We start from the raw sequence: 12,117 nt of genomic DNA, 5'->3' as shown, positions 1-12,117 counted from the left end.
TAACACAGCCGCTGTAGTGCCAGGACGTTGCGAGCGAGTTTAAAAAAATATGCTTATGAAACCTCTCTTTTTAATGACACTAATTTTAGGTTTAAGTTCTTTGCGACAAGATGTTAAGCTAGACGGCGCATATAAAGTAAGGTTTGAAAATTATTTTCAAAATGATGGGTATGTTACTTTTTACAAAAATAATTTTAAGTGGAGATCATTCCATTTTTTGCCTTTTGAAGGAAAAATTAACTACTCTAAAAACATAATTTATTTGGAAAGTGAATCAAATTTAATTTATGGCATCCGTTATGAAAATATTAAAAATGACACTATCGTTTTCTGTGTATACGACAGAAATGGGAAAGGAAATTGGTTGGACATTGCAATTGGAAAAGGGAAATTTATAAAAGAGAAATAACAAAACCTGCTGGTAACACACTCTACAAGCAATTTGGGCATTTAACTTAATGGAAATTTGATTTTTTATTTGGGATGATTTGTTTCGCCTGTTCGCTATCGCTCGGGTAGCAAATCTGAATAATGAGCTTAATTTAGACTCAAACCCGCTGTAGTCCCAGAACGTTAGCTATCAGTATACAGCATATCAATATTAAAGCTAAAATATGAGAGTTACGTATTTGCCAAATTTAGGAATCGAAATTCAATAAGATTTCTTGTTTTTTTATTAAAATTTTAAAATTAATGTACATGAAATTAAAACTTTCAATTTTCTTTTTAGTTCTTCCATTTATAATGGTAGCACAGCACAATTTTGTGTTAAATGGTGTTTGCTCCAAAAACGCTAACAAAGAAAAAATTTATTTGACATATAAAATCAACGGCAAGAGCATTACCAAGTCTTCAGAGATTTATAACAATAAATTTGTATTTAAAGGAGAAATTGATTTCCCAGTTAAAGCAATTATTTGTACTGACCCTAGATTTTATATGACAAACTTAAATTCAAAAACATTTTATTTGGAGCCGTCTGCAATGAGTGTTAAACTCGATATTGATGATTTGAATTCTATAGTAATAAATGGTTCTAAAACGAACGATGAATTTTATGCATTAAAAAATACAACGGAAAAGGAAAAAATTCACAGAAAAATTGATTCTATCAGAGAATTGAGTAGGTTTTATTCTGATAAAATGACTGCAACAAGTGATAATTCTTTAAAAAATCAATTTCAAAAGAGTTTAGATTCGCTGGATCAACAGTTGGATCAATGGGTGGATCAAAATATAAAAATAAATAAGCAATCGGATTTTGAATTTATAAAAAAAAATCCAAATTCATTTATAGCACCTGACTTATTAGATCGCATATTAGCAGAAGAGGATAATCAAATTCCATATGATACAATTAAAAATTTATACGATAAATTAGGACCAGAAGTGAAAAAATCTTACGGCGGAAAACAATTGGCTGAAAAATTAAATTATTTTAAAAATAGTAGAATTGGAAGCTTAGCCCCTGATTTTAAGGTAAATGATGTGAATGCTAACTTGTTGCAACTTAGCTCATATAAAAACAACAAATATGTGCTTCTTGATTTTTGGGCAAGTTGGTGTGGCCCTTGCAGAGAAGATTTTCCTTTTCTAAAAGAAATGTACTCTAAATATCAACACAAAGGCTTTGAAATTATAAGTGTTACAAAGGATGAAAAACTAGATTTGTGGAGAGCTACAATACAAAAAGAAAATATTGAAAAATGGAAACATTTTTCAATCAAAGAAAATAAAAGCACAATTGAAAACACCTATGCAGTAACAGGAATTCCAGTAAAAATCTTAATCGATAAAGATGGAAATATCATCGGCAGATGGATAGGTAGCAGTGCAGAAATCAAAGCAGAAATCGAAAATATGATTACTGAAATATTTCACAACTAAATAGATAATATATACCCGCTGTAGTACGGGAACGTTAGCTAACATTGTAAAAAAAAGATTCTCTATGAAAACATTTTTTCCCTTAATTTTATTATTCTTTCTGTCTTGTAATAATAAACAAAAGCAACTGGAAGAAGCGCTTTTAAAAAAAGAAGGACAGGTTGAACTGGATTACTTTCACTTGCTTGATCAAAGTTCTGATAAGAGTTATGGCTTTACTGAATCAAATCCAATTAAGGTAGGAGGTCGTTCTGAAAGTATGGGGCCAAAAAATGAACGAAGATTTTTAAGTGCGTTAAAAGGTCCAAATGGAGAAACAGTTAGATTTTATAGAGAAGGAAGTTGTTGTCTTTTTGAAACTCCTAATGTAGAAAAAGGAATGAAAGGTTCACTTGATACTTATAAAGTATATTGGGAAGATATGACGGATGATACTCTACGAATTTACATAAATATGTACGATAAAGACAGTTTAATGATTCCTGTAGGTTTGACTTCAAAAAATTAACCAAAAGGTTACCTGCTATTTTAAACAAACACTATGCAAATACAACCATTAACATCGAATCAGTCAAGTGAGGAAAATTTATTTGACAGTTTTGTAATCGAAAATCTAAAATCTTTCGATGAACTAATTGAAATTTATAAGACTTATAAACAAAATAATTCTGATAAGACAATAATTTTGACACTTGATGATTTAGGACAAGCTGAATATACAAGTGGACATTCGATAAATTCAAATGACCTTGACGAAACAGAAGGATATGACTTATCAGGGCTTGATAAATCGTGTTTTGAAGATGGCGAACATTTGGGCTATCTTTCAACACCATCTGAGTTTTTTATTAGAAAGGAGAACTTATTGAAACAAGCAAAAGGCATTGACTTCGCATCTGTTTGTGAAAGAAAATTAACAATTGACGAAGCTGAAATTTTAATTTTAGAGAAAGTTAATCGAACGCCACTTGATTACTTAGACGAACAGGTAATTCTTAAAATTGTTCCTGTAGAAAAGCCATATGAAGGAATTTGCGGTTTCCCGAATGGTTATTTTGAAAGCGACCTAAATCCTTTTGAAAATTACGCTTTAGCAAAACACTTATTTGAAAAATACAATTTTGAACTTTTTGGAATAGGTGCTTCACTTTTAGGCTTCTTTAGAAATGAGAAATTGGAAGAAAATAAAACAAAAGAATTAATTTCAGATTTATCAAAATTATACAACACTAACGAAACAGCATTCGACAAATTCTTTGAAATAATTAAAAGTAATAATTATCTGTTTTTAAAATACTGTGAATACTTGGAAGAATAAAAAAAGTGATCTTCGAAGTGTTCTTATGAAAAGTTATGGTGAATGTCCCCTGACTTCGCAGTCGAAATCTAAATAAAGAAGAAAAAGGAATATAATTTTTTTAAGAATCAGGCAATAGATTAGATAATCTAAAAATACGTTATGTTAGTTTCTTGCGGAGATTGCTTCGCCAGTTTGCTATCGCTCGTGTTTTCGTTCTTCAGGATGATAAGTTTACGATTGTTTTATACACAAAATTTTTGTAGGCCCGTTTGTGAAAAGTTATGCAACTATTAATGTTGTAAATCTAAATAAACAAAAAAAGCTTCAGAGAAATCTGAAGCTTTTTGTCTTAGTAGCGGAAAGCATTCAAATATCTAACCAGATTATTATAATCTTATTGAATGTGCATCATAAATTTAATTTTTAAATTCTGCTATAACCTTTTTGAAGAATAAAAAGAAGCCTACCAAATATATTGTGTCCCTATTGTTTCTTTAAATATGTAAAATTATTTATTGGGAAGACAGATCAATACATCAAGCCTCTGTTTTTTAAATGCGAAATTTGCTGTTAAAAAATTAATTTAAAATACTTTTTTTTTAAAACTAAAACTTACATTTACATAAAAAAAATAACAAACCTTTTCTTAATATATGCCCAGTTTAGAAAAAATAAATTTTTATAAAGACCGTGAGTTAAAACATAGTAATTTTAATGAAACAAGAAAATTCGGATACAGGTATCAAGATTTTGAAAATGAAAAACTTATTAAAGAAGTGCATTACGAAGTCGACATAAACTGTAAAACCCGCCATAGTTATAATGATTTTATTTTTGAAATAAACCGAAAACAAGTCTATGTTGACAATAAGGAACCAGATCTATTAGTAGAGCAAATGTTGGAAAAATGTGCTAAAGCAATTTTTCCGATAAGAATTATACCTGCTGAGGATGGTACACTATCTGAGATCGACAATCATGATGAAATTCTACAAAGATGGCGCTCATTAAAAGAACATCTTGGTTCTTATTATTATAGTGATGTTGCTTATAAAATATTAAACAAAGTCCATAAACTAATTTTAAACAAACAAGAACTTGAAAAGTCGTTAAATCAAGATTGGTTTTTTCATCTATATTTTTCTCCTCTCTATATTGACTATCCTCTGGAAACATCACAAATATATAAATGGAAATCGCCTGTTTTTGGTAATCAGTCTATTGGCTATAATGTAAATCATACTATCGAAGAATATTACACTGCTACTGACAAAATAATTATTAATGCTAAAGGCAAAAGTAGTGATGAGCGTTCTATTGAAGAAGTTTTACAGGGAATTGATTATCCAAAGGCAAAATTACAAGGTATAGCTTATAAAACTTTAGAATCAGAAATGGAAGTAAAATATAAACTTTATGCAGAGGACAGATCAATATTTTCGATTATTTCTACTTATGAAACTAAAATAAATGACACTAAAAACAAAACACAAAAAATATCATTATACCATTTGGTAGATGATGAATTTTTTAGACCTGAGTCTGATCTTGGAGCACGTAGGGCACAGGAACAATTTAAAAGCTTTCAAACTGCAGGAGACGAAGATATTATAGATATAAGTAAAAGATTGAAAGATTTTAAATATACTCCCAGTTCAAAAGAGCCTCATGAAAAAATAAGTCTATTTGTAGAAGAAATCCCAACTCTCCAAAGAAAAAGCTCATTAGAGAGATTCTTAAAGATGTTTAAAAAATAAGATAATTTAATCCCAGATTATTATGGCTGAAAAACATTTTGTTGTTCAAGGAGCAACCTGTGAATGTAAATTTAGTGTTGAACCCAAAATTGATAAGTTAAAAGTTAAAACACATTCTAAGCATTATGCAAATGATAAAGACGGAAAGGATAAACTTATTGCCACTGACAAAGAAATTGGGCAGACATTAGAAAAAAATACTTTTGGTAAATGTAAAATGCAGCCCAACGGAAGCGGAGATTATCTGCCTTGTCAGGCGGTAATTACAAAATGGAGTGGTTTTTATGAAAAAGTAATTTTATCTAATAAAGGCAAAATATTACTTGAAGATAGCAAAGCTACTTGTCCGATAGGAGGGGCTGACTGCATCACAATAAAAAATCATGGACAAGTTGCTGAAGTTTCTAAACAAAATGTAAAAAACAGTGATAATGAAATAAATGCACAAATATTCCCAGGAATAGACCTGAGTAATTTAGAAACAAAAAATATACAACTGCCAATTAAAGATTAGTATTATGTCAAAACTTAAATTAAAAGTTAATCCTGGAATTAATGATATTTACAATCCTAATAATTCATTTATTAAAATTGGAAATTCCAATTCTAAGCCAAATAGTAAAAATGAACTCGGAAATAATAATCCTATTGTTCATGCTGTAATAGAAAATTGGAATGAATTATCAGAGACTGAAAAAAATGAAACTGTTTGGATATGGAGTTTACTAGAGAACAAGTTAGCATTTAAAGATAATGACTATAATAAATTTATTGGTAAAGGATACTCTGGTGGGAATTTCAGCCTTCCAACAATTTACAGTGGTAATGCAGTTGCTTGGTTAGAGCCCTACATAAATGGAGTTAGCTCTCCAACAGGTAATCCTAAAAAGGGGCTTTTTGTGTCAGGAAAAGCAACTCCAAAAGTGATTGGTTATGAATGGAGAAAGTATTCATCGAACAGTGATGGAGCCATCATAAAGGGAGATATCAAATATGGAGAAACAATACAACTTCATATCTATACGGAAGGGTTATATGGAGATGAAATATTAATTGATCTTTATGATGTACAATTTGAAGATGAGGATTTACCTTTATTTGAAAAAGATAACGGCGTATATCAAAATGTACCCAGACCTAAAGAGGAGATTAATAAAGAAAATGTACCCATCTCTCACAAAACATTAACGAGAGAAGTAAAAGTACATAATGATTTACAAGATCGAGTTATTAACTGTGAATTATACACCCTAAAGATAATTGATGAAAGCAAGAATGAAACGATAAAAAAATCAGTGCAAAAGTGCATTGTAAATATTTATGTAGATCCCGTTTGGGCTTTTTTTGTTAATAAGGAAAAAAATAACTCTCAAGGTAGCGATAATTCTGTTGAGATGAAAGCTTGTATATTCACGGCAGTTAACAATCAATATTTAAAGATAGAAAATTCTAAAAACCAGCCTCTTGTAAGAGTATTAGGCAGGACATATGAAAAAACTGCTTTAGAGCCCGAAGGAAATAAAGTTTTAGTTGCGGGTACGATAGAAACTTCAATTGCTAATTTTTTGCCATGTCGCTTTAACAGAGCTGTTGGTAAATATGCAAGAGGAGAAGAGACGGTTGAAATCGAAATCTATAATATTCAAAATAATCTAAACTTAACCAAATTAGTTTTTCCTTTGACAGCTGGTATAAAAGAAGCTCGAAAAGATTTTACAGTAGAATTAGAGGGTTTACAAACCAGTGAATGTATTTATGCTGACGATCCCGTTAAAACACATACTGGTCATGTAATTGATATTTCTAAAATTGAAAAATTAATTGAAAATGGTAAAGGCAAAAGAAGCGAAAAATGGAGATTAGCAGAGTATAAAAGCAACAGTGTTTCAAAAGAAAACCCTAATGTAGAAGCTGAAAATCATGGTTCTGATGAAAGTACTATTACAAACAATTTTAAGTTTATAAATGGTATTTCATCTCTAAAATCGCAAGCCTCTTTTAAAGTTTTAGAAGAGCATAAGCCTTTTGTTTTGCAGTCTCCAACAGATGAAAAATTAGAATTGCAGGTAGGTTATGACTTTACTCATGGGAAAAAAGTCAGCCCATTACATGGATTACTGGCAACTTTATGGCCTAATAATGAAAAATTAGCACAAAAATACCCTGTTAACTTACATACATGCTGTCCTAATATACCTTTAGATATTATGGTTTATCCTGATACTAAGTGGACATTGCAATTAGCGTTTAACTATGATGCAGAAGAGTTTGATAAGTTGCGAGATGTCTATCACGATAAATGGAAACTTAAAGAACTGGAAGCAAAAGATGATTTGAAAAAATTAAAGGCAAAATCTGAGAACCTTGATTCTGATGAAAAAAAGAAACGCAAAAAACTAAAAGAAGCAAAACTTAAAGCAAAAAAAGCTAAAGCTAAAGCAAAAAGAAAACAGTCCTATAAAAGCCAGGCTTCGCACATGATTAGCAACACTACAAACGTAGGGCTAATTGATTGTGAGTTTTCGCTCATGTGTGAGTTTGATCGTCCTCACCAGGCTTTAGAGCTATCATCAGGCATGCCCGAAATAACCGATTTCTTAAAAAAAATAGGCGATATTAAAGATTTGATTGAAAGTATCTTTAATGGTACAAATGATAAAACTACTCAAAATTCTCCCAAAGGAAACGGTAAAACAAGTGCCAGATCAAATAGATTAAAAGAAAAATTAGAACAAAATAAAGCAACAAAAAAGAGTAATTGGAGTTTTGAGTTTATCCCTCCAAGTGTGGGAGTATCCGTAAGCTGGTATGCTGACCCTCCAAAAGATTTGTACACCCCTGTAATGGGCACAATGATAGAAGGAGCTATAGATTTTGATCCTCTTTTTGGATTTGAAATCAAGTATGACGTTTATCAATTATTATACAAAATAAAGCATCCTGTTGTACTAGCTGTAGTAGCAACGTTAGACATTTTAGACGAAGCACTTGGAGATAATTTTGATATTAATCTTGATTTAATAATAACGTCAGAAATTAGTGGTGCACTCAAAGGAACTATAAATACTGCTGAAGGAAGTAAATATTCTGAACGATTAATGAAAGATGATGATGATTCTCCTTGTAAATTAGAAGGTAAAGTAATTATAAAGCTTGTAGGTGAAGTAAAAGGTGAAAAAAGTAAAAGCTATTTTGGGTTTGTCAAACGAAAAGTTTATGCGGGCCTAGAAGCTGAAATTATGTCTGGAATTTCTTTAGAATGTGTCACTAAAGCCGATAAGGATGATATTTATGTTGAGCCAGCAATAAAATTTGAAGGTTTTGTACTAAGTGCAAAAATAAATCTCGGAATTGTAGACCCTCCTGTTGATGACACAGAAGTATCAGAAGCAGACGGACTGCATTATACAGCAGAAGGCAGAATTGTAATATTAGACCCTTACGAATGGGAAACTGGCTGGAAAATCCCTTTAATATCTTTATAAATGAAAAAAATATTTTTAACCCTCCTTTTTTGCATTAACGCAATAAGTTGTAATTCACAAGAAAAAAATATCATGACCGAAAATTCTCTATTAAAAAATTTGAAAAAATACAATTATGAACCAATTTATGATTTAGAAGTAGAAACATTATACAATTATGATATTTGGATAAACGATATTCTTATTCTAAGTAAACATAGCAACGATTTGAGCCACTTTGGCACAATAGCAACCCCAACTATTTTAAAATCGGGTATACAAAGTTTAAAAGTAAAAATATATCCATATACACCCTTTGCAAATGAAGGAAGTAAACCAGTACCACAGAAAGAATATTTAAAAAACGGAGTAGAATTTACACTTAAGATTGAACAATCATCGTGGTTAAAAGGCGGTGGAGGACGAGAAGAGCCTAAAGAGGTTTTAACCTACAAACTCCCTCAATATGAAAATGACAATAATGGTGAAGAAGATTATAACAAGCCTATCGATTATAGTAAAGAAACAGAACTTACTCGAGAGTTTACATTTATTGCCAAGGTACCTTATAATTTAGAAGGATGGGAAGATAGTGAAGACTTAACTAAAATAGATACACTGGAGCTTAAAGACCAAGTTTTAAATTTCTATAAGAATTTCAGAAGCACTTTCGAAAACGGAGATAGTAACTCTTATATCAATGAAATTTCAAAAGCAGAATATAGAATGTTTCAATGCTATTATTTAACTCCTGAAAAAGGATTAATAGACAGTAACAAATGGATTGACTTTGTCTCAAAAGGAAAAACTTTTGAACCTATCGAAAATGGCAAATTACAGTTTAGTGGTAATGGCAAAATAGTGAGTATTAGAGGGGTAAATTCCTGGGATAAAAATGAAGGTGTCTTAAGATATCGCTACACCAAAAATGGTTTTAATTATGTACTTGTTTTTGATATCTTTTTGCACAAACCAAAAGGATCTAAAAATTTCGAAATCGTATGGTATAATATGTTAGATAAAAATTTTTTTAAGAGAGAGGCAAAATGAGAGGTGTAAATGGATTATTTCTTCTATTTCTTTTTTTTCTTATGAGTTGTAACTCTCAAGAAAAAATAGATAACACAATGAATACAGAACAAAGAATATCTTTTATAGCAGAGAAAGTAATACTTACTTTAATAGGAGAAATTCAAATGAATGGAACATAGCTTTTTCTTAAGTTTAAGAAAAAGCTGTTTATGGTCAAGTTTCAGTCGAATGCACGAGAGGAATATCCATTGAATGTGTTACTAAAGCTTTATGTAGAACCTAAAATTAAATTTGAAAGATTACTTCTCAAAGCGAGTGCTTCAGCTAGTCTAACAGATTATGAGAGAGGTGATAAAATTAATGATTTAAAAGTAAAACTTGTGTTACTTGATCCTTATGAATGGAAAACAGATTAGAAACTGCCTATAATTTCTTTGCAATAAAAAAAGTAAAATGAAAAAAATATTTAAAATAATCTTGTTATGTTCTTTTCTTCAAAGTTGTGCACAGAATAATCAAAATGTAAATCAAGATATGACAAAATTAATAGATAATTTAAAAAAATATGATTTTGAACCAATATATCAAATTAAAGTAAAAAGTAATTTATCATATACAATAACAATAAATGGCATTCCAATTCTTAATAAATATGAAGCAGATTTATTTTTTTCTGGAAACAACATTAATAATTGCATTCAAAAAAGTGGTATTCAAAAAATAGATATAAAATTATTCCCTCCAATAAAAGAGGATGGTACTTTCGAAGATTATATTGGAAATAATTCATTTGAGTTGACTATTGAACAAACTGCATGGGATCGTAATGGAAATTTAGAAAAACCAAAAAGCATTTCAAACTATCAATTATCAAAAATAGATTTATCTAATTTTAAAAGTTATTCTTATAATTATGATTTTAAAGCAGATGTACCTTATGAACTAATCGATTGGAATGAAGGAGAAAAATTTGATCTAAAAGATAGCTTAAAATTAAAAGAAAAAGCAATTCATTTTTATGAAAAATTAAAATATTCTTTTGAGAACAAAGAAGGAGAAAATTATTCCAACAGTCTTCAAAAAGGGCTATTTAATATATATCAAGCTAATTACTATACTAAAAAAGATGCTTTAGATAACTATATTAAAAAAATTGAATTTATAAATAATGAAGAAATAAGTTTATCCTCATTTGAAAATTATAAAGTTCAAATCTTAGGTAATAATAATTTAATTAGTTTAAAAAGAATAGATGGCTATAATATTGGCGAGGGAATTCTTAGAAGATATTATACCAAAAATAATGCAGAAAAAGTTCAAATTGATGATGTGATTTTATATAAACCTAAAGGGAGTGATGACTTTGAAGTAATATGGTATATGAATCAGATGAAAGGAGCTTCTATGTAAACTTGAATTTTTGAGAAAATTTAAAATATTTATTTCATGACCAAAAGTAATGTAATCGTAACAGAGGTTCTCAACCTATTATTTAACTAAATAAAGTAGATAATTTCCATGTAGATAATTGCTGTACTTTAAAAATGGTATAAAACACAATAGGTACCTCCTGCAATTTTATTTAAAAAAACAAAGAAATGAAGATTTTTTTTATAACAATCTTGCTAAGCATCAACTTACTAAGTTGCAACTCGCAAGAAAAAAACACTATGACTGAAAATCCTTTATTAAATAATTTAAAAAGATATCCTTACGAACCTATTTACGATCTAGATGTAGAAACATTGTACAATTATGATGTTTGGATCAATGATATCCTTATATTAAGTAAACGTAGCAATGACATGACTTATTTTAGCACTATTGCAACTCCAACTATTTTAAAATCTGGTACGCAACACGTAAAAATAAAAATTTATCCATATACACCTTTTGTAAGCGAAGGAAGTAAGCCTTTGCCACAAAAAGAATATTTAAAAAACGGAGTAGAATTTACACTTAAAGTTGAACAATCATCGTGGTTAAAAGGCGGTGGAGGTCTAGAAGAACCTAAGGAGGTTTTAACCTACAAACTCCCTCAATATGAAAATGACAATAATGGTGAAGAAGATTATAACAACCCCATTGATTATAGTAAAGAAAAAGAACTTACTCGAGAGTTTACATTTGTTGCAAAAGTACCCTATGAACTTGAGGGTTGGGAAAATAGTGAAGACCTAACCAAAATAGATACGCTAGAGCTTAAAGAAAAAGTATTGAATTTTTATCAAAATTTTAGAGCGGCTTTCGAAAACGGCAATAGTGATACCTATATTGATTATATCTCAAAAGCAGAGTATAGAATGTTTCAATGCTACTATCCCAGTTTAGAGGAAGCGAAAAAGAAAAGTAACAAATGGATTGATTTTGCCTCAAAAGGAAAAGTTTTTGAACCTATAGAAAATGGCAAATTACAATTTAGTGGTAATGGCAAAATTGTAAGTATTAGAGGGATAAATCCATGGGATAAAAATGAAGGAGTCTTACGATATCGCTACACCAAAAATGGGATGAACTATGTACTTGTTTTCGATATTCTTTTACATAAACCAAAAGGTGCTAAAGATTTTGAAATTGTTTGGTACAATATGTTAGATAAAAACTTTTTTAAAAGAGAAGCAAGGTGAGAAATTTGAATATGTCATTTTTTCTATTTCTATTTTTTGTTGTGAATTGT

The 12,117-nt window shown here is 29.8% G+C and carries 11 protein-coding genes; all 11 read left to right on the top strand.

The window, feature by feature from the left end:
- Positions 1-55: 55 nt before the first annotated feature.
- The 11 genes from ACJ6WR_RS05815 to ACJ6WR_RS05765 all read left to right on the top strand — a co-directional run bounded on the left by ACJ6WR_RS05815 (position 56) and on the right by ACJ6WR_RS05765 (position 12,067).
- The gene (locus ACJ6WR_RS05815; protein WP_409417306.1) at positions 56-409 is read left to right on the top strand and encodes a hypothetical protein; all 354 of its coding nucleotides are present in this window, start codon (positions 56-58) and stop codon (positions 407-409) included.
- Positions 410-699: 290 nt separating this feature from the next.
- Positions 700-1,887 carry a TlpA disulfide reductase family protein gene (locus tag ACJ6WR_RS05810; RefSeq protein ID WP_039120544.1) on the top strand — a complete coding sequence of 396 codons (1,188 nt, stop codon included), beginning with the start codon at positions 700-702 and terminating at the stop codon, positions 1,885-1,887.
- Between the two features lie 64 nt (positions 1,888-1,951).
- Entirely contained in the window at positions 1,952-2,395 is a 444-nt protein-coding gene (locus tag ACJ6WR_RS05805; RefSeq protein WP_039120543.1) for a hypothetical protein, read from the top strand.
- A gap of 33 nt (positions 2,396-2,428) precedes the next feature.
- Positions 2,429-3,205 carry a hypothetical protein gene (locus ACJ6WR_RS05800; protein ID WP_039120540.1) on the top strand — a complete coding sequence of 259 codons (777 nt, stop codon included), beginning with the start codon at positions 2,429-2,431 and terminating at the stop codon, positions 3,203-3,205.
- A 635-nt stretch (positions 3,206-3,840) separates the two neighbouring features.
- On the top strand, positions 3,841-4,944 hold the full coding sequence (locus tag ACJ6WR_RS05795; protein ID WP_409417305.1) for a hypothetical protein: 1,104 nt from the start codon (positions 3,841-3,843) through the stop codon (positions 4,942-4,944).
- 22 nt (positions 4,945-4,966) lie between these two features.
- Complete coding sequence (locus tag ACJ6WR_RS05790; protein ID WP_039111456.1) at positions 4,967-5,458, top strand: DUF4280 domain-containing protein; 492 nt, start codon at positions 4,967-4,969, stop codon at positions 5,456-5,458.
- A gap of 4 nt (positions 5,459-5,462) precedes the next feature.
- On the top strand, positions 5,463-8,429 hold the full coding sequence (locus ACJ6WR_RS05785; RefSeq protein ID WP_409417304.1) for a hypothetical protein: 2,967 nt from the start codon (positions 5,463-5,465) through the stop codon (positions 8,427-8,429).
- A complete protein-coding gene (locus ACJ6WR_RS05780) occupies positions 8,430-9,458 on the top strand; it encodes a hypothetical protein (RefSeq protein WP_409417303.1) in 1,029 nt (342 codons plus the stop codon).
- A 191-nt stretch (positions 9,459-9,649) separates the two neighbouring features.
- On the top strand, positions 9,650-9,856 hold the full coding sequence (locus ACJ6WR_RS05775; protein ID WP_409417302.1) for a hypothetical protein: 207 nt from the start codon (positions 9,650-9,652) through the stop codon (positions 9,854-9,856).
- A gap of 37 nt (positions 9,857-9,893) precedes the next feature.
- A complete protein-coding gene (locus ACJ6WR_RS05770) occupies positions 9,894-10,850 on the top strand; it encodes a hypothetical protein (RefSeq protein ID WP_409417301.1) in 957 nt (318 codons plus the stop codon).
- Positions 10,851-11,038: 188 nt separating this feature from the next.
- On the top strand, positions 11,039-12,067 hold the full coding sequence (locus ACJ6WR_RS05765) for a hypothetical protein (protein WP_409417300.1): 1,029 nt from the start codon (positions 11,039-11,041) through the stop codon (positions 12,065-12,067).
- Positions 12,068-12,117: the final 50 nt, after the last annotated feature.

The sequence above is a fragment of the Flavobacterium sp. PS2 genome (assembly GCF_046250155.1).
Taxonomy (GTDB): Bacteria; Bacteroidota; Bacteroidia; order Flavobacteriales; family Flavobacteriaceae; genus Flavobacterium.
Note: the sequence above shows the minus strand (reverse complement) of the source record. Positions and strands in the feature narration are given on the sequence as shown.